Genomic DNA, 20,481 nt, shown 5'->3' with positions numbered 1-20,481 from the left:
GCTGCGCACAGAGAGGTTATTGCGCCTCCTGCGCCTCTTGTTCGATTTCATTGCCAAGGTTGGACACATCGCGGCCCAGTCCCTCGGTGGCCTCACAGGCGGTCAGGCCAAGAACGGCCACCAGTGACAGATAGATCATGCGCATGGCGGGCCTCCTGTTATTTCAGTTTCTCGGCAACATGGGTGGCAAAGGCATCCACCATCGCGGTGTAGAAGACTTCGCTGCCCACGTTGAGCGTGGTCACATCGGTGCCCTCGGGGTAGTAGACATTCGCCTGCTCGGCACTCACGGTCAGGGTGTAGCGCTGGTCGTACTGGCTCCCCGGCAGGTCAACAGAGACTTCCCCTTCAAGAACGGAATCGGCGATGCCCATTTCCGCCTGCAGGCTTGAGGCCAGCGCCACGGTGTCGATCTCGATGTCGATCTCGGCGGCGTCTTCAGCCGTTTGACCCTCTTCCGCAAGCTGATGGACCAGCTGCGCGGCCAGGGCGGTTTCAAGATCGGTCTCCAGCTCGCTCCAGACGGCCACGGCACCGCTGTTCTTCAGGGCGCTGGCATCGGCGTCGACGTCGATGTCCTGCACCATGGTGGAGGCACCGGCGGCGGTTGCCATGGTGGCGACAAGGGCGGTGGTGCGGATCAGATGGGTCATCTCGGTCTCCTTTCGAACTCATGTCATTCCCGGTGGGGATCTGACCTTACAACACGTGGGAGTGTCGAATGTTCCTGATTTCACGAGAGAAATTCGTTGTTTCCTGTTCCGGGCCGGGCGGGACCTTGTCTCCTGGACCACGCCGGGCGGGAACAATGCAGGCCGCACGGCGTTTCGATTAGGAACGAGACCTATTCGAGAAAATGGACCCCATGACAGAGACCTCCCACCCCGTCGAAGATGTGCTGGATAAAACGGATGCGCTGCTCGAAGGGCGCAAGGATTATCTTGAAGTGGCCGAACTCATGGACGAGTTGGGCGTCAAGTCGATTGCTGCGGTCCTGGTTGCGCCGTCGCTGGCGCTGGTGTCACCCCTCAGCGGCATTCCCCTGTTTTCCTCCGCCTGCGGCATCACCATTGCCCTGATTTCCGGTCAGATGTTGATGGGGCGCAAGCATCTCTGGTTGCCGGACTTCCTGTCGCGCAGGGCGCTGTCGGCCAAGGCCACACAGAAAGCGACGCGTGGTTTGCGCCGTGTCGCGGCCTGGATGGACCGCAAGTTCAAGAAACGGTTCCAATCCCTGCTGACACCTCCCTTCCTGCGGGTGATACAGGTGATCTGCCTGTTGTGCGGCCTGATGATGCCCTTTCTGGAACTGCTGCCGTTCACCTCTTCGATCCTGGGGGCGGTTGTGGCGCTTTTGGCGGTGTCCATGCTCACCGGTGACGGTCTGATCGCATTGGTGACGGTCACGCTGCTGGCGCTGGGTCTCGGCGGGGTGGCATTCCAGCTTATGTAGGCACGTGGCTGCGGGCGGCGCGACGCCATCGCCGCCCCGACAGCAAGCCCTGCACCAAACCCGACAGCAAAAAGGCCGGCCCGAGGGGGCCGGCCTTTTGTTCTGCGGGCGGGAGAGGTTAGCCCTGATAGCTGGGCATCTCTTCCATCTGCTGCTTCGTCATCATGGTGTAGATGCGCAGATGACCGTCCCGTTCCTCGATATTCACATCGCCAAGCTGCAGCTCGACCGGCTTGGCGCCGATCCCGAGAAAGCCACCGACGTCGACGATCACCGCATCCACATCACCGGAGTTGTCCATGACGATGTCGGCCACTTCGCCGATCATCTCGTCATTGGCGTCAAAGGCACTGGCGCCGGTCAGCTCATCCGCTGTCAGCTCGTCCGAGGCGACGGCGGGCGGTGTGTCACCGCTGTCGTCGAACAGGCCAGTGACCTGATCGACCACCTGATCCGAGGCGGTGTCCGCATCGGTTTCGGTCTGGATGGCGCCTTCTGCAGACAGTTCAGAATGGGCGTTGATGGTGCCGGACATTTTATAGGACGGCGCGGTTTCCAGCGCTTCGGTCGGTGCGTTCAGCACCAGGAAATAGCCATCAGCGCCCGCCTCGGAATTGCCATCGCGCACGAATTTCAGCGCATCCATATCGACTGCGATCTGGTTTTCGCCAATGCCGAGAAAACCGCCAATGTCGACCAGCACTGCCTCGGCCTTGCCGTCCCGGCTCAGGATCACGTCATTGACCTCGCCGATGTCGCTCCAGCCATCCTGGACGCCATCCATGACGTCCTTGAGGGCGTCGTTCTCGGTTTGATAGATCCGCTTGCCCACAAAGGAGGAGGCATGGAACTCGGCCGGTCCCGCCTCGCTGCGGAACATGTCACTGGTCTCGGCGGCTGCCAGGGGCAGCCCCATGGTCAGGATGAGGGACGTGGAAATCAAAAGATTTTTCATGGTGTTATCTCCTATTCCGTTTCACTCGCATGCGCGCGTGAGCTTCGGTGAGACAACGTCGCACGGCCGCAGGTGTTCCGGTGCAGAAGGTATTTTTTCGAAGGGTGCAAGGGGGCTGGCGGAGAGCGCGGGGGGCCGGACCGCGCTGCCCGGCACGGTTCTGGACCGACGAGGCCAACAGGGCAGGGCGACCCCCGAGCCGTACATAAAATCCGGCACCGCCCTTAGGGGGGGGCGGTGCCGGAGGTGGATCAGCTGTCCTCGACATCCACCCCGGCAGGCGCCGCGGCATCGGGCTCGAACTGCATCGCGTCGAAGGTCAGGCTGATGGCATAGCTGTCGGCCTCCTCCTGGACGGTCGGGCTGCATTCCAGCTGGCGGGCAAAGCCGCGGATCAACTGGCTGCCAAGCCCGGTGCCCTCTTCATCGAAGCTGGGGTCCTGAGCCGTGGAATTGGCGATCGTCAGGGTCACCCGGGTGTCGTCCTCCACGTTCAGCTTGAACGACACCCAGCGTTTGCCGGCACTGTCGACGCCAAGGTATTTCAGGGCGTTGGTGGCGGCTTCGACGGTGAGCAAGGCCAGGGGCACGGCCTGATCGGGATAGAGCACGACCGGCTCCAGGGAAATCTCGATATGCGGCACTGGGGCGGTGGTGGGCGCGAGCTCTGTCAGCGGGCGGATCACGTCCCGCAGCAGGTCGTTTGCCTGAACCCGCCCCAATTCTGACGCCTGATACAGGGTCTGGTGCACGGTTGCCATGCTGGTCACCCGCCGGTTGACGGTCTGCAGCGCGTCAGCGGTGGTGGCATTCCGCGTGCGCCGGATCTGCATGGAAATGATCGAAGAGATCAGTTGCAGATTATTCTTCACCCGATGATGAAGCTCCTTGAGCAGCACATCCTTGTCATGCATCGCATCAAACAGGTCGGCTTCGTCATGCAGCAGTTTCTCGGCCACCTGCATGAACTCGTTTTCGATGACCTCCATTTCATGCGGCATGAAGGACCGGGGCGGCGTTTTGGGCAGGGTGCGGGATCGGGCGAATTGCTGCATCTGGGTGGTGATCAGGCGCAGGTAGCGCACCACCTGGCGATCCAGCGTGATGTAGATCAGCACCAGACTGACCAGCCACATCAGGATCGGAAACAGGGCAGGGGTCAGCACAAGCTGCCTGAACGGGCCGCTGTCCGCCGCAGCGTGGCGCCCATCCGGGTCCCAGCTGCCGACGACATAGAACCCGTTGCTCAGCACCGGAACGATCGAGAACAGCCGGGTCTCGCCGGCGGCGTTTTCGGTTTCAATGCGCCGTGGGTTGAGTTTGATCAGCTCCTTGAGCGGAATCCCGGCGGGCAGGCGTTCGCGTGCGGTTTCGCGAGCGCCGGACGCGCTGAGGATGTCGCCATCCACGCTGATGGTCACGATATCGATGGGGCGATCCCCCAGTTTGACCTGAAACCCCTGATCGATCTTGTCATGGGGGACGTGGATGATCTGGTTGCCGATGAACCTGCCCTGTTCATTAAAGACCGGCTCGGAAATGATGAGAACGGCAGTGCCGGAAACGGGGCCGAAGGAATTCACGCGGACGTCACGCTTGGCGGTGAGCATCCAGTCGGAAAACCTGGGATTGTCGGAATAGTCGATCGTCAGATCGGCGGAGGCGCACTCCATGACCCCGTCCGTCGGCAGAAACCCCGCAAAGCTGTAGCGCTCTGCGGTGGCGTCGATGAAACGGGTCATCAGCGATTTGCACCGGGCCAGGTCCGCGGTCAGATCCGGCACGCTCAGCGCCAGGGTCTCTGCCGCTGAAAAGGCGGATTTGATGATCTCGCGCTCTTCCTGGGCGAATTCGGCGGTCAGGGCTTGCAGGCTGAGATTGTTGGATTCGCGGACTTCAGCCTGCAGGCGGACGGTCTGATCGACCGCGATCAGCCCCAGCGGCACAAGCGCCCCGGACAGCAATATGGCCAGCCGGACGGACAGGCTTCGCGTCCAGCCAAAGGGGCGCGATGCGCCCGGAGAGACATGCGTCCCGTCATCCGAAACGTCAGCGGAGGCATCCTGACCCTGGCCCCGAAACAGGGCCAGGGAGGGAAAATTCATTCGGTTCACGCGGCGGTTCCACCACTTGCGGCGACCACGGCATGGGTGGCGGCGTCCGTCAGTTCCATCTGATCGTCGATATTGATCTGCATGCTGGAGGCCAGGGCTTCGCGTCCCCGGTTCAGCCGGCTCTTGATCGTGCCGACCTTGACGCCACAGACCTCGGCCGCCTCTTCATAGGAATATTGCAGAACGCCGATCAGGGTCAGCACCTCGCGCTGCTCGGCCGGCAGTTCCGCCAGGGCGACGCGGAACTCGGCCAGTTGCAGCCGGCCGTCATGGGCCGGTTTGACCGAAATGCTTTCGGTGATGGTGCCGGTGGAATCCTCGACCTCGCGGGCGGCCTTGCGGCGGTTGGAATAAAAGGTGTTGCGCAGAATGGTAAAGAGCCAGGCCCGCATGTTGGTGCCTTCCTGGAACTTGTCGAAGTTGCTCCAGGCTTTCAGCACCGTGTCCTGCACCAGATCATCTGCTGCCGCATCATTGCGCGTGAGGCTCATGGCGAAGGCGCGAAGCACCTTCATATGGCTGGTCAGTTCAGCCTTGGCATTCTGTCGGTCCATTATTCGGCCTCCTCCTGCGACTGGGAGGTCGCGCCGGTGGTGCCCGACGCATCCGCGACGGGGATCTTGTCCAGACGATCAAGTAGCTCCATCAGATGCGGCGGCAATTCCGCATTCGCATCCTCGTCGAAAACCCGCTTCAGGTTCTCGTCGATCAGAGTGTCCCATGGCTGTTTCTGAGGCCTGTTTGCCATTCGTCTCTCCCGCAACACCTATACCTTCAGGCGCGATAAAATTTTCATTTCCATGGAACAAACGCCCAAAGCATGCGTTTGTTCCGAGAAATATTGGTGACAGGAGAAAAAAATTGTCGACCCCCACCACTGGACAAGCCCTGACTCTGTCGGACCTGATCGGACCCCACCTGCCGTACCTGCGGCGTTACGCCAGAGCGCTCACCGGGGCGCAGCAATCCGGTGATACCTATGCGGCCTCCACGCTGGAGGCGATCCTGGCGGATCCAAGCTGCTTCGACGCCGAGGCACATGGCGGAAAAGTGGCACTTTTCAAGGTTTTCCACACGCTCTGGAGCAGTTCCGGACAGCCGGTGCCGGACACGGATGACGGTCCCCGGGCCCGGGCGCTGCAACATCTTTCGGCGCTGACCCCGAACACCCGCGAGGCGCTGCTGCTGAATACGGTGGAGGCCTTCTCCATCAGCGAAATCGCGGAAATCATGGACATCGACAGCGAAGAGGCCGGCCGCCTGATCCAGCTGGCGCATGATGAAATGCAGCAATCCGTCTCGGGCAAGATCATGATTATCGAGGATGAGGCGATCATCGCGATGGATCTTGAAGGGATCTGTACGATGATGGGTCACGAGGTCACCGGGATTGCCCGCACCCACAAGGCGGCGGTGAAACTGGGGCATGAGCAACGGCCCGATCTGATCCTGGCGGATATTCAGCTTGCCGATAACTCCAGCGGCATCGATGCGGTTGCGGACCTGCTCGAAGATCTGGGTGACGTGCCGGTGATCTTCATCACGGCCTTCCCCGAGCGTCTGCTGACGGGTGAACGGCATGAACCGGCGTTCATGATCGCCAAACCCTATGTTCCCGACCAGGTCATTTCCGCGATCAGCCAGGCCATGTTCTTTGCCTCGACCGATACGCTGACCAGCTGATCCACGGCAGCGTCGCCTTGGCGATTTCGACGGCCCGGCACTGTCCGGGCCGTTTGTGTTTGCGCGGCGGTGTCGGTGCAGCAGCGGCGCGGCGGCCAAAACGGCGCATGCGCAAACTAAAGGGGCCCCACACCCGATTGGATGAAGGGCCCCCTGCGGAATACATGCGTGCCTACGAGGCAGACAAAGCACGCAGCATCCAAGCCGCTTTTTCGTGGAAGGCCGCGCGTTCGGTGGCCAGGTCGCCCGTCACCATGTCCTTGCGCTGTTCGGCCAGCTCGATCAGCGCGTGCAGGCGGTGGGCCAGACGCATATGGTCCTTTTCAAGATCCTTGCACATTTCCCCGGCGCTCGGCATCTGGCCGAGGTCGTCGACAATGCTGTCGGACAAGACGCCGGTGATCTTGCCGGAGGTCAGGTGGCCGATGGCGCGGATGCGCTCTGCCAGCTCATCTGCCGCGGCAAACATGTTTTGGTACTGCTCTTCGGTCAGATTGTGCAGCGAGAAGAACAGCGGTCCTTCGACGTTCCAGTGGTAGATGTGGGTTTTCAGCGTCAGGCGGTAGGTATCCGCCAGCACATCGCTCAGCCCCTCGGCGATGGCGGTGGTGTCCCGGACGCCGGTCTCGACAGGTGCGATTTGCGGTTTGACGTTCAATGCGGTGCTCATGTCATGTCCTTTCTGCGTGGTGTGTCGGTCGATCCGATGCGTGCCTTCGGGTCAGCGGCGAACTGCCCGAAAGATCAACGCGGCGACGAACATCACCAGGAAGATGAAAAAGAGGATCTGCGCGATCCCGGCCGAGGCGCTGGCGATACCGCCAAAGCCAAAGACGGCCGCGATCAGTGCGATCACCAGGAATGTCAGGGCCCAACCAAGCATGGGGTGCCTCCTTTGCCGTGTTACAGTGCCCACCCTGTGCGGGCCTCGCAGACACAACGGCGCGCGGCGCGAATTGTTCCCGGAGAAACGCATCGTGGCGCCGTGGCCCGGACCGGGGCCGCGTGCTGTCGGTCCTGTCGCCGGTTGCAAAACAGTTGACATATTCACTCTGTTTGGCCCATGTCTGGGCCAGATGGTTCTCCGTCGCCTCAGATGCGCGGGGATGAAAAGGGAATACGGTGAGGTGTAGCCAAAAGGCGCCAAACCCGTGACTGCCCCCGCAACTGTGAGCGGCGAATGACCCTGCCTGATACCACTGGATGTCCATCCGGGAAGGTGCAGGGGAATGACGAACCGCAAGTCAGGAGACCTGCCATCTGACCCGATGTGTAACCTGGGCGGGGTGTCCCGGTGAACGGTGGTAGCTGTCTGACCTCCCGACCCGGGAGCGACGCCAACCTGTGTTCTGCCTATCCCCCGCACGCAAGAGCGGAGCCGCGGATGGCGCTGTGTGATCGAGACATGTGCAGAGCCGGTGACGCGCCGCGTGCCGCGCGGGTCCGGAGGGGGCGGTGATGGCTGCGACCCTGGAGGCACGTGGCCTGACCTGGGCGCCGCGACGCCGTGGCCCCCTGATCCTGCATGAAACCAGTTTCCACCTGCCCGCCGGGCGCGTGCTTGGGGTGGTCGGCGCCAATGGCGCTGGCAAGTCCAGCCTGCTGCGGCTCCTCTATCGCTATCAGTCGCCGCGCAGCGGGCAGGTGTTCGTCGATGGGGCCGACCTGTGGGCCATGCCGCCGCGGCAGGCCGCGCGCAGTGTGGCGGCGGTGCTGCAAGAGCAACCGACCGATTTCGGCCTGACGGTGAAGGACATCGTGGCGCTGGGACGTCTGCCCCATCGCGACGGTCTGGCCACATCAGGTCAGCGGGATGCGGCGATCATTGACTCCGCGCTGCGCAGGCTTGATCTGACCGGTTTTTCCCACCGCACGCTTGCCACCCTGTCCGGGGGCGAACGGCAGAGGGTCATGGTGGCCCGCGCCCTGGCGCAGGAACCGCAGGTGCTGATCCTCGACGAGCCGACAAACCACATGGATGTGCGTCATCAACTCGAACTGCTGGCGCTGATCCGGAACCTCGATCTGACCATCGTGACCTCGCTGCACGATCTCAATCTCGCTGCCGAGGTCTGTGATGACATTCTGCTGATGGCAGAGGGCCGCGTCATGGGCTTTGGCACACCCGGCGTGGTGCTGTCCGAAACGCGCGTCTCCCAGGCCTTTGGCGTGCAGGCCCGCCGCGACCACCTGGCCCGTGCGGGCCGGGATCACCTGACCTTTCACTTGTCCAATATCTCGCAGGAACACACCTCATGAAAAATATCCTCTTTCCCGTCGCGCTGGCACTGGCAGGCACCTCCACCTGGGCTGAAACCACGGTTCAGAGCTGTGATCGCGACGTGACCTTTGACAGCGTCCCACAAGCCGCGATCTCCAATGACGTCAACCTGACCGAAATGATGCTGGCGCTGGGGCTGTCCGATCATATGGTCGGCTACACCGGCGTATCGGGCTGGAAAACCCTGGACGCGGAAATGCGCGATGGCGTCGCAGCGCTGCCGGAGCTCTCTGCCCGCTATCCCTCCAAGGAGGTGCTGGTCGGTGCCGATGCGGATTTCTTCTTTGCCGGATGGAACTATGGCATGAAAGTCGGTGGCGAGGTGACCCCCGAGACCCTCGCCCCCTTTGGCATCAAGGTTTACGAACTCACCGAAAGCTGCATCCACATCGGCGACAAGCCCAAGGTCAGCATGGATGACATGTACAATGACCTGCTGAACCTCGGCCGGATCTTTGATGTGGAGGACAAGGCCGAGACCCTGGTCGCCGGCTACCGCGCCGATCTCGCCGCCTTTACCGAGGAGCTGGAAGCGGATGGTGAACCCCCGCGGGTGTTTGTCTACGACAGCGGCGAGGATACGCCTTTCACGGCGGGGCGCTATGCCATGCCCACCGCCCTGATCGAGGCCGCCGGCGGCAAGAACATCATGGATGATTTCGAGAAAAGCTGGGCCACCGTAACTTGGGAAGAGGTGGTGGACCGCAACCCGGAGATCGTGGTGATCGTGAACTACGGCGACGTCACCGCCGCGCAGAAACGGGACTTCATGATGCAAAACCCGGCCTTTGCCGAGATGGATGCGGTCAAGAACGACAGGTTCGTCGTGCTGGAGTATGTCGAAGCCACCCCCGGACCGCGCAATATCAAGGCCGTGAAAAAACTCGCCGCCGGGTTCTGGGGCGAATAACCGATGCAGGACAGCGAAGCGCATATTGGCCCACTGCGGCGCACGCGCACTGCACCGATGCTGCTTGTTGGCGGTCTTGCTGCGCTTCTGGTGTCGCTGTCCTTTGCCATCAGCCTCGGGGCGGTGCCGGTGTCGACCGGCACTGTCTGGGGGGTGCTGATCGACAAGATCTGGCCCGGCCTTGTGGAGCCGGTTTGGTCCAAAGGGCGGGCCGCGATCGTCTGGGATATCCGCTTTCCGCGTGCGCTGCTTGCGATCATGGTCGGCGCCGGGCTGGCGCTGGTCGGGGCCAGCCTGCAATCGGTGACCCGCAATCCGCTGGCAGATCCGCATTTGCTGGGGATTTCCTCTGGCGGGGCCTTTGGCGCGATCCTGGCCTTGCTGCACACCGGGTTGTTCCTTGGCCTGTTGACGGTTCCCTTGCTGGCCTTTGCCGGCGCTCTGGCGACAACGGCGGTGGTGCTCGGCGTCACGCGCCTGACCCAATCGACAACGGCGGATCGGCTGGTGCTGGCGGGGGTGGCGGTGTCCTTCATCGTGATGGCCGGGGCCAATGTGCTCATCTTTCTGGGCGATCCGCGGGCCTCTCACACCGTCGTGTTCTGGATGCTCGGGGGGCTTGGCATCGCGCAGTGGTCGCATCTGATCTATCCGTTGCTGATCCTGCTGGGCTGCGGCACCTGGCTCTGGTGGCGGCGGGCGGATTTCAACGCGATGACGGTGGGCGATGAAACCGCCGCCACCCTGGGCATCGCCGTGGCGCGGTTCCGGCTGATGACCTTTGTCATCGGCGCGCTCATCACCGGGGTGATGGTGGCGTTTTCCGGCATCATCGGCTTTGTCGGCCTCATGGTGCCGCATATCGTGCGGCTGATCTGCGGCGGGGACTATCGGCTTGTGCTGCCGGCAAGCGCCCTGTTTGGCGGTGTCTTCCTGCTCTGGGCGGATATTCTGGCGCGCACGGTCCTGGCGCCCGAAGATATTCCGATCGGCGTCGTGACCGGGCTGATTGGCGGGCTGTTCTTCATCTGGCTGCTGGGACGGCGCAAGGGCTAGCAGCGTACACGCGCGCCCCGCCGGCCAGATCCGCGGGGCGTGTTGACCAGGCTCAGCGGCTGAAGGTGATCTTCAGTGCAAACGGGAACTGCGCCCCGGGCAGCCCGTTCGGGGCCTTGGGGAACCGTCGTGCACTTGCAATGGCGCGCAAGGCGGCCTGATCGAAGGCCGCGACGCCGGACGAGCGCACAACGCGATAGTTTAGCAGCTGCCCACCCCGGCTGACAGTCAGCCCGACCACAACAGCCCCATCACCGCGCGCGCCGGAAGGATAGCGTTTGCGCCGCTCGATGCGAGCGCGGATCTTGGCGCCCCAGACCTGTTGCAGCTTCGCCTGTTGACCCTTTGTGCTGGTCGTGGTGCGGGCCGTGCTGGTGGTGCCCGCCTGCGCGCTGCCGCCTGTTCCGGCGGCGCGTTGTTCGGCGCGCCCGGCGGTGGTGGTCTGGGCTTGCTGCGCGGTATCGGGCACGTCTTCCGGCTCCGGCTCCGGCTCCGGTTCGGGTTCGGGCTCTGGTTCCGGTTCAGGCTCTGGTTCCGGCGGTGGCGGTGCAGGTGTTGTATCGATCTCCGGCTGCGCAGCCTCTTCCGGAGGCGTCATGGCCAGGCGCACCTCGGCGCGTGGCGCGGGCGCGCTGTCGAGCTGCGGCAGCGTTGGTGCGGATGTCTCTGCAACCGGCGTATCGAGTGGTTCCAGCTCGACCGGCGGGGCGTCCGGCGGTTGCTCCCAGCGGTCCACCATCTCGCGCACCGTGGGCGCGGCTCCGGCGATGGAGACGACATATTCGCCGCCAGATCCGCCGGCCTGGCTGCCCTGTTCCGGAACGCTTGCGAACAGGGCAACGTGGACGGCGACGGCCAGCGCCGCAAACAGAGAGCCTTCGATCCAGCGTTTCATTTCGGGCTCACCACCAGTTCCACACGGGCAAAGCCGGCCGCCGACAGATCGCCAAGCAACCCGGCGGCGACCGTCGCCTCCAGCTCTGCATCTGCTCGCAGCTGCAGGATGGCGTCTTTGGCGGACACCTCGGCCAGTCGCGTCATCGCGGCGTCGCCGGTCTGGCCGTCGAACGACAGCGTGCCGGTCTTGTCGACATAAAGCGTGGCCTCGGCCTCCAGCGGCGCGTCAAGATCCGCCTCGGGCGGGGTGACCTCAAACGGGTCGGGCTGGGCCAGGCGCGAGGTCATCAGAAAGAAGATCAACAGCAGGAACACCACGTTGATCATCGGCACGATCGATTCCGCGCGCGGGCGGCGGGGGGCGTCAGACAGGTCCATCGGCGCTCACTCCACCAGAACGACCGAGGTGAACCCGGCGGACCGCAGGGTCTCGGTCAGGGTGACGATCCGTTGCAGGCTGGCTCCATCCCGCCCGCGCAGGATCAGCGTATCCCTGCGCGTCTCGACCAGCGGGTCCAGCACCGCCGCAAGCTCGGCGACCGGGACCGGCTGCCCGTTCACAAAGACCTGCTCTGGCGCAATATCGATCAGGCGCGGCGGGCCGGTGTAGTCCCCGCCGCCCGCCGCCAGCGGCAGCGACAGTGCGGCGTCGATGCCAAAGCGCGAGGCCAGCATGAAGAAGACCAGCAGCAGGAACACCACGTCGATCATCGGCGTGAGGCTGGGCTTGCGCCGCGCGCGGGGAGGGGGATCCAGCAGCATCGCGGATTATTCCGCCGCCAGACGCAGCTGTTGCGGTTTGTCGCTGACGAACAGACGTGTTGCACCGTCTTCCACATCGCGGCGGATGCGGTCTATGACCGCCTCGAACCAGGTCAGCGCGGCAGAGGCGGGGATCGCCACGGCCATGCCGGCTGCGGTGGTCAGCAGCGCTTCCCAGATCCCCCCGGCCAGCATCGAGGGATCGGCCTTGGAGCCTGCCGCCTGCAAGGCCTGGAAGGCCGCGATCATCCCCAGAACCGTCCCCAGCAGACCCAGAAGCGGCGCGATGGTGGAAATCAGTTCCAGCGCGCCCAGCCCGCTGCGCGCCGAGGCCAGTTCGCGTTTCGCGACGCGCGCGGTTTCCTCGCGGGCATGGGCATCTGGCATCGTTTTCAGGGCATTCAGGGCCGCCGAAATAACCTTGGACCGCACCCCGCGCCGGCCTTCGACGATGGCAATGGCCCGATCACTGTCGCCGGCCTGATAGGCGGCGATGGCCTGGCGCGCCTTGCCCCGGGACCAGGCGCCGATCAGGGCCAGACGCCAGATCTTCCACAGGATCAAGGCCAGCGTGATGACGGAGAGGGCGGCAATCGCCCAGATCGACGGGCCGCCATCGCGCAGGAATGTTCGGGCCGCGACCGCTGCCGACAGCGCCTTCTCTTGCAGCGTCAGCGGCGTAGCGGCGGGCGCCGCAACGGGCGCGGGCGCAGCATCGGCGCCTTGGTCGGACACTGCCGTGGACGTGTCGGGCGACGCGCTCCCGGTCTCTGCGGATCCTGCCGGGGTGGGCGTGAGGGACGCCGGGTCTGGCGCCTCAGAGCCGTTTGACGGCGCGGCAATCGGCGCTTCGGGCGCTGTCGGAGCCGCAGGTGCCGTTGGCGCGACGAGATCGGAGGCGACCTCGGGAACCGGCGTGGCGGGGGCGGCGCCGTCCGGTGCGGTTGATTGTGCCGAAGCCAATACAGGCAGCAGGAAAAAAGTCGTCAGAAGAAGAATGTGTTTCATATTGGCTCCGTGTCGCAGCGTCGGGCTCAGGTCCGCCCCGTGCTCTGCCCCGGTAAGGGCAGGTCATTGGCGGTTGGGCTTGGCTACATGGCGCACTGTCGAATGCACGTGATTGGCTAACGGAGGCCTACATCCCCCACGACTGGCGCCTAATTTAGTGTAGCTTTTCTGTCAAGTTAAGCATGGTCTTCGGCAGGCGCCGGCCGGGTCCAGTAGGCCGAGACATAGTGATCCCTGGCATTGAGACCGGCAGATTTGAAATGGGCGCGCAGTTTTTGCGCGGCGGTTTTCTCCGCAGCCAGCCAGACCATGTGGTCGGGCGCCGCCGCAAGCCCGGCAATGGCCAGATCACCCAGGTCGTCGCCCCCGGCCGCGCGTCGCTCCACCGTCAGGCCGGTGTGTTCGGGCAAGGGATAGTCGCCGGAGACCGGATCGGTCAGCTCCAGAATGACCTGCCCCCGGGCGTCGGTATCGAGGGTTTCGAGGATCCGCGCCACGGCGGGAAATCCGGTCTCATCTGCATAGATCCGCAGCGCCTTGGCCTCTGGAATGCCGCCGCCGCCGGGGCCGGTCAGGCCAACCCGGGTGCCGGGGGTCACGGTGCGGGCCCATTCCGTGGCACGGCCGCCCTCGTGCTCGAAGATGTCGAACACCAGACGCCCGCTGGCGGCGTCCATCTCGCGCACGGTATAGACCGGGCGATGCAGGCTGGCGTCGCCCTTTGGCCAGATGGTCTGACCGCTTTCGGACAGATAGGGCCATTCCGGATGCGCCAGATTGGGATCGGGCAGCGCCAGCCGAAAGTGTATTGCGTCGGTGGTGAAATGCGACAGATCTTCGGCCTCCGCCTCCACACGCAGGAAATGGCCGGGCACGCGGGTGACCGCGCGAATGGTGATGAACTGGAAATTCGGCGGCAGTTTGCCCGCTTGCTCCTGCGCATCGGACCAGCGGATGGCGGCGGCAACATCCGGCACCAACTGCGCGATGGTGTCGCTCAGGCTGTCTTTCAGGGTGAAGAGCCAGTCGGCACGGGAGGCGCCGATCACCGCGATCGTCTCCGTGGCCTGCCGCTGAAAACTGTAGTTGCCATAGACGGTTTCGATCTGGATCTCTTCCGCGGTATCGACAACGACCGGCAGGTCGTGCTCGCGGGCGCGGTTGCGGATGTCTGCGTGCAGGGCGTCAAAGGGCAGCCCGGGCAAGGCTGTCTGGGCGTGAAAGTCAAAGTGGTCTAACAGGGACATGTTCTACCCTTTTCAGGTTGGGATGACGTGAGGAGTGCCGTGATTGGGGTCGGCGATGATCGTGCAGGGCAGGTCGAACACCTCCTGCATCATAGCTTCGGTGACGACCTCGCGCGCCGGGCCCTCGCTGTGGACCGCGCCATTGCGCAGCGCGATCACGTGATCGCAATACCGCGCCGCGAGATTGATGTCGTGCAGCACCATGGCCACGGTGCGCCCGGTTTGCCGGTTCAGGTTGCGCACCAGTTCGAGCAGCTCGATCTGATGCGGCAGGTCGAGGAAAGTGGTCGGCTCGTCCAGCAACAGCAGCTGCGTGTCCTGGGCCAGCGCCATGGCGATCCAGGCCCGCTGGCGCTGACCGCCCGACAACGTGTCAAGCACGCGATCCTCAAGCCCGTCCAGCCCGGTTGCCGTGAGCGCCGCGGAGACCGCTGCGGCATCCTCGACGGAGTATTGGCGCCAGGCGGATTGATGCGGCGTGCGCCCGCGCAGGACCAGGTCGCGTATGGTCAGACCCTCCGGCGCAACCGGAGACTGGGACAGGATCGCCAGCCTGCGCGCCACGGAGCGGCTGTTCTGGGCGGCGATGCTCTGGCCGTCGAGGATCACCTGTCCTGCGCTGGCTTTCTGCAACCGCGCCAGGCTGCGCAACAGGGTGGATTTGCCGCAGGCATTTGGTCCGACGATTGCGGTCACCACCCCATCGGGCAGCCCGATCGAGAGGCGGTCAAGCACGGTGGTGCGCTGGAAACGGACGCTGAGGTCCCGGGCCGCGAGGCGATAGGCAGCGGTCATGATCTAGAGGGCTCCTTTGCGAAACTGGGCGACAAGCAGCCACATGAGGACAGGGGCGCCGATCACGGCGGTAAAGACCCCGGCGGGCAATTGCACCATCGGCACCATCCGTGCGGCGGTGTCGGCGCCAAGGGTGACCAGCGCGCCAACAAGGGCGGCCGCCATCAATGCGGGCGCGCCGGTTCCGATCAGGCGACGGGCCACCGGACCGGCGACAAAGGCGACAAAGGGCAGCGGACCGGCAACGCTGACGGCCAGCGCGGCCAGCAGAACGCCGGTGGCGGTCAGGAGCAGCCGCTGGCGCGCCAGCCCCAGACCAAATCCCTGGGCAATGTCATCGTCCATGGTCAGCCGCGCGAGGGGGAAGTGCAGCCAGGCGAGCGCAGGCATCAGCAGCGCCAGACCGCCCCAGATCAGCGCCGCGTTGCCGAGGCTGCGGGCGTTCAGGGTTCCGGTCAGCCATTGCGCCATGTCGGCGGCGCGCTGTTCGTCCGTCATGCTCAGCAACAGGTCGCTTGTGGCCCCCAGCGTCAGGCTGGCGCCGATGCCGACAAGGATCAGCCGATAGGGATCGAGCCCCGTTCCGCGCCGCCCGTCCCAGGCCAGCGCCAGCACCAGGGCCGCCGTCAGCAGGCCGCCGGCCAGCGCCCAGGGCAGTACAAAACGCACGGTGCCGAAGACCAGGATCGCCAGCACCGCGCCGCAGCTGGCGCCCGCGTTGAACCCGATCACATCGGGCGAGGCCATGGGGTTGCGCAACATCGACTGGAAGATCGCGCCGGACAGGCCAAAGGCCGCCCCGGCGCCAATGGCAACCAGGATGCGCGGCAGGCGATGGTCGAGCAGGATCATGGTCGGGATCTCGCCGATCTCGCCCCGGAGCGCGGACCACAGATCCTGCGCAGCGACCGGAAAGCTGCCGATCCGAAGGGCCGCCAGCGCAAAGGTGACAACCGCCAGCGTCAGCCCCAGCCCCACCAGCAGGTTGCGCCGGTGGATCTGCAGGGACAGGCGATGAAGTCGAAACGTGTAGCTCATAGCTTCCGTGCTCCTCTGCTGCGGACCAGCCAGATCAGCACCGGACCGCCGAGAATGGCGGACATCACGCCTGCCTGCATCACGCCGCCAAACAGCGGTGCGCGCGCGATCAGATCCGCAAGACCCATCAGCGTCGCGCCATAGACCGCGCTATAGAGCGACAGCCAGCGCATGTCGGCGGGAGCGCTTGCACGGGCCAGATGCGGCACGATCAACCCGATAAAGGCGATCGGTCCGGCCATGGCCACGGTTGCGCCACACAGGACGACGATCGCGCCCCCGGTCAGCAGTTGCAACAGGCCGACACGCACGCCAAGCCCCTGCGCGGTGCTCTCGCCCAGTTGCAGCGCGTTGAGGCTGAAGCCGGCGACAAAGGCCAGCAGCAGCCCCACGATGATGAAGGGCAGGAGCGCCGAGACCATGTCGAGGGTGGCATTGTCGAACCCGCCCAGAATCCAGACCCGGTAGACCTCCAGTGACGCGCGGCTGATGAGCAGCACGCCGCGGGTCAGGGCATAGAACAGGGCGCTGACGGCCGCCCCCGCAAGGATCAGGCGCCCGGTGCGCGACGGTGCATTGCCGCCCAGCAGGAACACCAGCACCGAGGCCAGCGCCGCCCCGGCCAGCGCGGCCCAGACAAACTGCGCCGGGTCGGTGATGCGCAGCACGAAGGTGCTCAGCACCACGGCGAGCGCAGCCCCCGCATTGACCCCGAGCAGCCCCGGATCGGCCAGCGGGTTGCGGGTCAGGGCCTGCATCAATGCCCCCGCAACGCCAAGGCTGGCCCCGCACAGCAGCGCGGCCACCATCCGGGGCATGCGCAGCTGCCAGATCACGATATGATCCGGCTGATCGGGGTCAAAGGCGGTGAGGGCCTGCCACAGATCCGACCAGCCCAGCGGGCGCACCCCCAGCCGCAGCGCCAGCAGCGCTGTCAGGCCCAGGACGCCAAGGCCGACCGCCAGCCAGGTCAGCCGGTGCGCGGGGCGCCCGGACAGGCGGGGCAGGGTGGTCTCAGCGGTCATCTGCCGGCCCTCCGGTCAGGATACCCGCCGCGCGCGAGGAGGTGACTTCGGTGGCGGGATCGCCATCCATGGCCTGTTCGAGCAGCGGAACCAGCCGGTCGAGCGCATAGGAAATGCTCAGCGGGCTGGAATGCGACAGCGCCGCCGAGAGCATCAGGTCCGAGTAGATTTCGCGGCCTTCAAGATTGGCCCGCATGAAGCGGCGCAGGGGCAGGCGGTTCAACCGATCCACCGATGCGCCGCTGTCGAGCCAGATCAGAACATCGGCGTCGATGGGCGACAGATCCTCGTCCGGGACCTTGAAATAGGCCAGGTCGAGGCTGCTGCGCTGCTGGATCGCCGGCGGGATGACAAACCCGAGATCGCCGAGGAATTTGCCGCGGATGTCATGGCCGGTATAAGCGCCGGTGGTGCCGGCCCAGACCATGATGCCGGTCGCGCCCTGCCACTCGGGATGGGCCGCGCGCAGGTCCGCCAACCGCTGATCGAAGCGGGCGATGATCGACTGCGCCCGTGTCGCATGGCCGGTGGCCTGACCAAGGCGCAGCAGCATCTGCTGCCAGGACATGCTGTAGTCTCCGGCACCGGGGGCCGGGGCGACGGTGGGGGCAATCTGCGACAGCAGCGCATACTCGCGACGGGTCATGCCGGACCATTGACCGACGATCAGATCGGGCTCCAGGGCGGCGATGGCCTCGATGTCAATCTCCCCCTGCATGACCACGGGCGTGCCGTTGCCAAGCGCCTCTTGCGCCCAGGGCCAGACGCCGAAGGCGTGCGGGCCGTACCATTTGCGCAATGCCACCGGCACCACGCCGAGCGACAGAAGGAAATCATGCCCGATGAAGCTCAGCGACACCACGCGCTCTGGCCGTGCCTCGATCCGAGCGGTGCCGTAGATATGGTCGATCTCCACCGGAAAGCTCTGCGCTGCGCCCTGTTGCGGCAGCAGGGCGGCGGTGCAGAGGGCAACCAGGAGCAATATCTGGCGCATGAGACGCCTTTCCGTACTGGGAGGGTAAAGCAAGCCCCCGGACCCTGGCGGAGGGTCCGGGGAAGGTTCGGATCAGAACTTTGATGTGAGCGTCAGCGCGACGTTGCGGCCCTCGCCGAGGTAGCACGCGCCGGACTGGCAGGTGGTCACGTAGCTCTCGTCCAGCAGGTTCTGCACGTTCAATGCCACCTGCCAGTTGTCGCGGGAATAGGTGACCGCCGCATCATATAGGGTGTAGGACGGGGTCTCGTAGGTATCGCTGCCGCCCCAGGACGCACCGGTGTAGCGCACGCCCGCGCCGAATTTCCAGCCTTGCAGCTGACCGGCGGTCGGTTCGTAGTTGACCCAGAGCGAGGCCGCGTTCTCCGGCACCTGCGCGATCTGCGCACCGCTGGAATTCTCGGTATCGAGATAGGTATAGGCCGCATCAAAGCTGACATCGCCAAGCCGGTGGAACAGCTCCAGCTCCAGCCCCCGCGACGTCGCCTCGCCGGTCTGGATCGAGAACCCGGGGTTGGCCGGATCGGAGACGGTCATGTTGGATTTGGTCAGATCGAACACCGACGCGACAAAGAGGGTATCACTCCCGGCGGGCTGGTATTTCACACCGATTTCATACTGCGTGCCCTCGGTCGGCTCGAACGGCGTGCCGTTGACATCGGTGCCGACCTCGTCCTGGCGGAAGCTTTCAGAATAGCTGACATAGGGTGCGATACCGTTGTCGAACCGGTAGAGCATGGCGATGTTGCCGGTCCAGGCGCTGTCGTCTGCGGCCACCGATGTGGCGCCAAAGCTGCCGGTGCTGGCGCCGGTCTCGATGTGGCCGTAGCGCAGCCCGAAGTCGACGAACAGGCGGTCATCCACGACGGCCCGGTTCTGCAGGTAGACCCCCCATTCCGTGATCGCGGTGCCATCGCTGTCGGTCACGGTGATGTCGGGATACCCCGCATAGGTCGGGTTGAACGGATCGATGGGGGCGACCTGGGCACCGTATCCGGTATCGCTGTCATAGTAGCCGCGCGAATAGCTCGCGCCGATGATGCTGCGCATGTTCACGCGCCCCAGCGTGTACCGGGCGGTGGCATAGGCGTCGAGTGCCGCGGTCTTCATCTCGTTTTCGGCGCGATAGAAGGTGCGGTTGATGGTGCCGTCGGGGTTGTAACGGCCAGTGGTGACATTGTCGAAGGCCCACCAGGCGTGCTGATAGAGCGCCTCGCCTTCCAGATAGCGGGCGTTTGCATTCATGCTCCAGACATCGTTGAAACGGTGCCGGAACATGGCGGTGATGCCGCGCTGTTCGCTCTCGAAGGTGTCAAACCCCGGCTCGCCGACAAACAGGCTGTCATCAAAGAACGTGCCGTTGCCAAAGCCGGTTGCCGGTTCCAGCGTGCCATAGAGCGAGGCGAACTGGATCAGCGGGCTGCCATCGGTTTTCTGATAGTTGGCCAGGACGGTCAGTTCGGTGTCGTCATTCGGGCGCCAGGTGATCGAGGGGGCAAAGGCAAGCGAGTCATCCTGGGAGAAGTCGACCGGGGTCTCCGCATTGCGCAGCAGACCGACAAGGCGATACCGCAGGGTGCCGGATGGGTTCAGCGTGCCGCTGACGTCACCGGCGATCTGCGCCCGCTGGTTGGAGCCGACAGAGAGCTGCCAGAGGTTGTCGCTGTCCTGCGCGGCGGTTTTCGAGGTGGTATTGACCACGCCGCCGACCGACCCGCTGCCATAGAGACCGGACACCGGCCCCTTGAGGACTTCGACACTGTTCAGCAGAAAAGGTTCGGGCTTGGTGTCATTGTAATAGCCGTAACGCGCGTTCAGACCGTCATGCAGGGTGGTGGGCGCAAAGCCCCGCACCAGCGACCAGTCGGAGCGATTGTCCAGCCCCCACTGCCCGGCGGTGATGCCCGAGGCATACTGAAGCGCCTGCTCCACGTTGGTGGCGCCCCGTTCCGCGATCTGTTGTGCCGTCACGATATGAACCGCGCGCGGCGTTTCGATGATCGCGTCACCGGTCTTGGCGACGGTGCCGGTTTCCGTGGCAACGCTGTCGCCGAAAAAGGCCTGGGTGTCGCCGTCGGTGACGTGGATGGGTTGAAGTTCGATCACCTGAGCCGCGGCGGGCAGGGCCGCCATCAAGGCCAGGATGGATACAGGTGTTGTCCGCAGGTGCATTGTCCCGATTCCGCTGGTTTTGTTTTTTGTGCCTGGCGGATATGCTCGGTAGGACTGCCGCTATTAAAACCTTATAAAAGAGTCAAGTATC

Annotated in this window: 23 protein-coding genes and 1 riboswitch; of the genes, 5 read left to right on the top strand and 18 right to left on the bottom strand. The window is 64.5% G+C overall.

Translation table 11 applies throughout. The features are described 5' to 3' along the window. Nucleotides 1-16: 16 nt before the first annotated feature. Together MHM88_RS05360 and MHM88_RS05355 are read right to left on the bottom strand one after the other, a co-directional pair. The gene (locus tag MHM88_RS05360; protein WP_239318468.1) at nucleotides 17-145 is read right to left on the bottom strand and encodes an entericidin; all 129 of its coding nucleotides are present in this window, start codon (nucleotides 143-145) and stop codon (nucleotides 17-19) included. Between the two features lie 13 nt (nucleotides 146-158). Then, nucleotides 159-653: a hypothetical protein gene (locus tag MHM88_RS05355; RefSeq protein WP_239360895.1), complete on the bottom strand. Its 495-nt coding sequence runs from the start codon at nucleotides 651-653 to the stop codon at nucleotides 159-161. Between the two features lie 212 nt (nucleotides 654-865). On the opposite strand from MHM88_RS05355, the gene MHM88_RS05350 reads away from it, so the two are divergent. Then, nucleotides 866-1,453, top strand: coding sequence for an exopolysaccharide biosynthesis protein (locus MHM88_RS05350; protein WP_239360883.1), 588 nt, complete (start codon nucleotides 866-868; stop codon nucleotides 1,451-1,453). A 118-nt stretch (nucleotides 1,454-1,571) separates the two neighbouring features. Here MHM88_RS05350 and MHM88_RS05345 read toward each other — a convergent pair whose 3' ends face one another. The 4 genes from MHM88_RS05345 to MHM88_RS05330 form a co-directional block, all read right to left on the bottom strand. Further along, nucleotides 1,572-2,408 carry a PRC-barrel domain-containing protein gene (locus MHM88_RS05345; RefSeq protein WP_239360880.1) on the bottom strand — a complete coding sequence of 279 codons (837 nt, stop codon included), beginning with the start codon at nucleotides 2,406-2,408 and terminating at the stop codon, nucleotides 1,572-1,574. Between the two features lie 251 nt (nucleotides 2,409-2,659). Beyond that, nucleotides 2,660-4,513, bottom strand: a complete 1,854-nt coding sequence (locus tag MHM88_RS05340) for a sensor histidine kinase (protein WP_239361189.1) — start codon at nucleotides 4,511-4,513, stop codon at nucleotides 2,660-2,662. Between the two features lie 5 nt (nucleotides 4,514-4,518). Further along, nucleotides 4,519-5,076: an RNA polymerase sigma factor gene (locus MHM88_RS05335; RefSeq protein WP_239318474.1), complete on the bottom strand. Its 558-nt coding sequence runs from the start codon at nucleotides 5,074-5,076 to the stop codon at nucleotides 4,519-4,521. Beyond that, entirely contained in the window at nucleotides 5,076-5,270 is a 195-nt protein-coding gene (locus MHM88_RS05330) for a NepR family anti-sigma factor (RefSeq protein ID WP_239318476.1), read from the bottom strand. The genes MHM88_RS05335 and MHM88_RS05330 overlap by 1 nt, the downstream gene beginning before the upstream one ends. A gap of 113 nt (nucleotides 5,271-5,383) precedes the next feature. Between MHM88_RS05330 and MHM88_RS05325 the strand changes: the two genes are divergently transcribed. Further along, the gene (locus tag MHM88_RS05325; RefSeq protein WP_305037626.1) at nucleotides 5,384-6,205 is read left to right on the top strand and encodes a response regulator; all 822 of its coding nucleotides are present in this window, start codon (nucleotides 5,384-5,386) and stop codon (nucleotides 6,203-6,205) included. A gap of 172 nt (nucleotides 6,206-6,377) precedes the next feature. Here MHM88_RS05325 and MHM88_RS05320 read toward each other — a convergent pair whose 3' ends face one another. Continuing rightward, nucleotides 6,378-6,875, bottom strand: coding sequence for a Dps family protein (locus MHM88_RS05320; RefSeq protein WP_239318477.1), 498 nt, complete (start codon nucleotides 6,873-6,875; stop codon nucleotides 6,378-6,380). 51 nt (nucleotides 6,876-6,926) lie between these two features. Then, on the bottom strand, nucleotides 6,927-7,088 hold the full coding sequence (locus tag MHM88_RS05315) for a DUF1328 domain-containing protein (protein WP_239318478.1): 162 nt from the start codon (nucleotides 7,086-7,088) through the stop codon (nucleotides 6,927-6,929). 177 nt (nucleotides 7,089-7,265) lie between these two features. After that, nucleotides 7,266-7,481, top strand: a riboswitch (cobalamin riboswitch). Between the two features lie 179 nt (nucleotides 7,482-7,660). Here MHM88_RS05315 and MHM88_RS05310 point away from each other — a divergent pair. Genes MHM88_RS05310 through MHM88_RS05300 form a run of 3 tightly spaced genes read left to right on the top strand, consistent with a single transcriptional unit; the run spans nucleotide 7,661 to nucleotide 10,452 of the window. Then, nucleotides 7,661-8,464 carry an ABC transporter ATP-binding protein gene (locus tag MHM88_RS05310; RefSeq protein WP_239360877.1) on the top strand — a complete coding sequence of 268 codons (804 nt, stop codon included), beginning with the start codon at nucleotides 7,661-7,663 and terminating at the stop codon, nucleotides 8,462-8,464. Further along, nucleotides 8,461-9,396 (top strand): ABC transporter substrate-binding protein, encoded by a 936-nt coding sequence (locus tag MHM88_RS05305; protein ID WP_239360875.1) that lies wholly within the window; start codon nucleotides 8,461-8,463, stop codon nucleotides 9,394-9,396. Before MHM88_RS05310 ends, MHM88_RS05305 begins: the two co-directional genes overlap by 4 nt. 57 nt (nucleotides 9,397-9,453) lie before the next feature. Continuing rightward, a complete protein-coding gene (locus MHM88_RS05300) occupies nucleotides 9,454-10,452 on the top strand; it encodes an iron ABC transporter permease (RefSeq protein WP_239361177.1) in 999 nt (332 codons plus the stop codon). 52 nt (nucleotides 10,453-10,504) lie between these two features. On the opposite strand, the gene MHM88_RS05295 is transcribed toward MHM88_RS05300, so the two are convergent. From MHM88_RS05295 to MHM88_RS05250, 10 genes are all read right to left on the bottom strand, one after another. Beyond that, nucleotides 10,505-11,347 (bottom strand): energy transducer TonB, encoded by an 843-nt coding sequence (locus MHM88_RS05295; protein ID WP_239360873.1) that lies wholly within the window; start codon nucleotides 11,345-11,347, stop codon nucleotides 10,505-10,507. Next, nucleotides 11,344-11,727, bottom strand: coding sequence for a biopolymer transporter ExbD (locus MHM88_RS05290; RefSeq protein ID WP_239318483.1), 384 nt, complete (start codon nucleotides 11,725-11,727; stop codon nucleotides 11,344-11,346). The genes MHM88_RS05295 and MHM88_RS05290 overlap by 4 nt, the downstream gene beginning before the upstream one ends. Before the next feature lie 6 nt (nucleotides 11,728-11,733). Beyond that, the gene (locus MHM88_RS05285) at nucleotides 11,734-12,111 is read right to left on the bottom strand and encodes a biopolymer transporter ExbD (protein ID WP_239360871.1); all 378 of its coding nucleotides are present in this window, start codon (nucleotides 12,109-12,111) and stop codon (nucleotides 11,734-11,736) included. Nucleotides 12,112-12,117: 6 nt separating this feature from the next. Next, on the bottom strand, nucleotides 12,118-13,119 hold the full coding sequence (locus MHM88_RS05280) for a MotA/TolQ/ExbB proton channel family protein (RefSeq protein WP_239360870.1): 1,002 nt from the start codon (nucleotides 13,117-13,119) through the stop codon (nucleotides 12,118-12,120). A gap of 176 nt (nucleotides 13,120-13,295) precedes the next feature. Further along, complete coding sequence (locus MHM88_RS05275; RefSeq protein WP_239360869.1) at nucleotides 13,296-14,366, bottom strand: siderophore-interacting protein; 1,071 nt, start codon at nucleotides 14,364-14,366, stop codon at nucleotides 13,296-13,298. A 12-nt stretch (nucleotides 14,367-14,378) separates the two neighbouring features. After that, complete coding sequence (locus MHM88_RS05270) at nucleotides 14,379-15,161, bottom strand: ABC transporter ATP-binding protein (RefSeq protein WP_239360867.1); 783 nt, start codon at nucleotides 15,159-15,161, stop codon at nucleotides 14,379-14,381. Nucleotides 15,162-15,164: 3 nt separating this feature from the next. Next, complete coding sequence (locus MHM88_RS05265) at nucleotides 15,165-16,199, bottom strand: iron chelate uptake ABC transporter family permease subunit (RefSeq protein ID WP_239360865.1); 1,035 nt, start codon at nucleotides 16,197-16,199, stop codon at nucleotides 15,165-15,167. Next, on the bottom strand, nucleotides 16,196-17,224 hold the full coding sequence (locus MHM88_RS05260) for an iron ABC transporter permease (RefSeq protein WP_239360863.1): 1,029 nt from the start codon (nucleotides 17,222-17,224) through the stop codon (nucleotides 16,196-16,198). Before MHM88_RS05260 ends, MHM88_RS05265 begins: the two co-directional genes overlap by 4 nt. Continuing rightward, on the bottom strand, nucleotides 17,214-18,218 hold the full coding sequence (locus MHM88_RS05255; protein ID WP_239360861.1) for an ABC transporter substrate-binding protein: 1,005 nt from the start codon (nucleotides 18,216-18,218) through the stop codon (nucleotides 17,214-17,216). Before MHM88_RS05255 ends, MHM88_RS05260 begins: the two co-directional genes overlap by 11 nt. A 72-nt stretch (nucleotides 18,219-18,290) precedes the next feature. Next, a complete protein-coding gene (locus tag MHM88_RS05250; RefSeq protein WP_239360859.1) occupies nucleotides 18,291-20,390 on the bottom strand; it encodes a TonB-dependent siderophore receptor in 2,100 nt (699 codons plus the stop codon). Nucleotides 20,391-20,481 lie beyond the last annotated feature (91 nt).

Source organism: Epibacterium sp. MM17-32 (genome assembly GCF_022348205.1).
Lineage (GTDB): Bacteria > Pseudomonadota > Alphaproteobacteria > Rhodobacterales > Rhodobacteraceae > Epibacterium.
The sequence above is the reverse complement of the archived record's forward strand: the minus strand, read 5'-3'. Positions and strand labels throughout refer to the sequence as shown.

What these genes read in the sequence shown, in the direction of transcription:
- MHM88_RS05270 (WP_239360867.1), bottom strand. Translation starts at nt 15,161, where the DNA reads ATGACCGCTGCCTATCGCCTCGCGGCCCGGGACCTCAGCGTCCGTTTC.
- MHM88_RS05300 (WP_239361177.1), top strand. Translation starts at nt 9,454, where the DNA reads ATGCTGCTTGTTGGCGGTCTTGCTGCGCTTCTGGTGTCGCTGTCCTTT.
- MHM88_RS05330 (WP_239318476.1), bottom strand. Translation starts at nt 5,270, where the DNA reads ATGGCAAACAGGCCTCAGAAACAGCCATGGGACACTCTGATCGACGAG.
- MHM88_RS05335 (WP_239318474.1), bottom strand. Translation starts at nt 5,076, where the DNA reads ATGGACCGACAGAATGCCAAGGCTGAACTGACCAGCCATATGAAGGTG.
- MHM88_RS05285 (WP_239360871.1), bottom strand. Translation starts at nt 12,111, where the DNA reads ATGCTGCTGGATCCCCCTCCCCGCGCGCGGCGCAAGCCCAGCCTCACG.
- MHM88_RS05350 (WP_239360883.1), top strand. Translation starts at nt 866, where the DNA reads ATGACAGAGACCTCCCACCCCGTCGAAGATGTGCTGGATAAAACGGAT.
- MHM88_RS05340 (WP_239361189.1), bottom strand. Translation starts at nt 4,513, where the DNA reads ATGAATTTTCCCTCCCTGGCCCTGTTTCGGGGCCAGGGTCAGGATGCC.
- MHM88_RS05290 (WP_239318483.1), bottom strand. Translation starts at nt 11,727, where the DNA reads ATGGACCTGTCTGACGCCCCCCGCCGCCCGCGCGCGGAATCGATCGTG.
- MHM88_RS05265 (WP_239360865.1), bottom strand. Translation starts at nt 16,199, where the DNA reads ATGAGCTACACGTTTCGACTTCATCGCCTGTCCCTGCAGATCCACCGG.
- MHM88_RS05295 (WP_239360873.1), bottom strand. Translation starts at nt 11,347, where the DNA reads ATGAAACGCTGGATCGAAGGCTCTCTGTTTGCGGCGCTGGCCGTCGCC.
- MHM88_RS05345 (WP_239360880.1), bottom strand. Translation starts at nt 2,408, where the DNA reads ATGAAAAATCTTTTGATTTCCACGTCCCTCATCCTGACCATGGGGCTG.
- MHM88_RS05275 (WP_239360869.1), bottom strand. Translation starts at nt 14,366, where the DNA reads ATGTCCCTGTTAGACCACTTTGACTTTCACGCCCAGACAGCCTTGCCC.
- MHM88_RS05260 (WP_239360863.1), bottom strand. Translation starts at nt 17,224, where the DNA reads ATGACCGCTGAGACCACCCTGCCCCGCCTGTCCGGGCGCCCCGCGCAC.
- MHM88_RS05315 (WP_239318478.1), bottom strand. Translation starts at nt 7,088, where the DNA reads ATGCTTGGTTGGGCCCTGACATTCCTGGTGATCGCACTGATCGCGGCC.
- MHM88_RS05305 (WP_239360875.1), top strand. Translation starts at nt 8,461, where the DNA reads ATGAAAAATATCCTCTTTCCCGTCGCGCTGGCACTGGCAGGCACCTCC.
- MHM88_RS05255 (WP_239360861.1), bottom strand. Translation starts at nt 18,218, where the DNA reads ATGCGCCAGATATTGCTCCTGGTTGCCCTCTGCACCGCCGCCCTGCTG.
- MHM88_RS05280 (WP_239360870.1), bottom strand. Translation starts at nt 13,119, where the DNA reads ATGAAACACATTCTTCTTCTGACGACTTTTTTCCTGCTGCCTGTATTG.
- MHM88_RS05320 (WP_239318477.1), bottom strand. Translation starts at nt 6,875, where the DNA reads ATGAGCACCGCATTGAACGTCAAACCGCAAATCGCACCTGTCGAGACC.
- MHM88_RS05250 (WP_239360859.1), bottom strand. Translation starts at nt 20,390, where the DNA reads ATGCACCTGCGGACAACACCTGTATCCATCCTGGCCTTGATGGCGGCC.
- MHM88_RS05360 (WP_239318468.1), bottom strand. Translation starts at nt 145, where the DNA reads ATGCGCATGATCTATCTGTCACTGGTGGCCGTTCTTGGCCTGACCGCC.
- MHM88_RS05355 (WP_239360895.1), bottom strand. Translation starts at nt 653, where the DNA reads ATGACCCATCTGATCCGCACCACCGCCCTTGTCGCCACCATGGCAACC.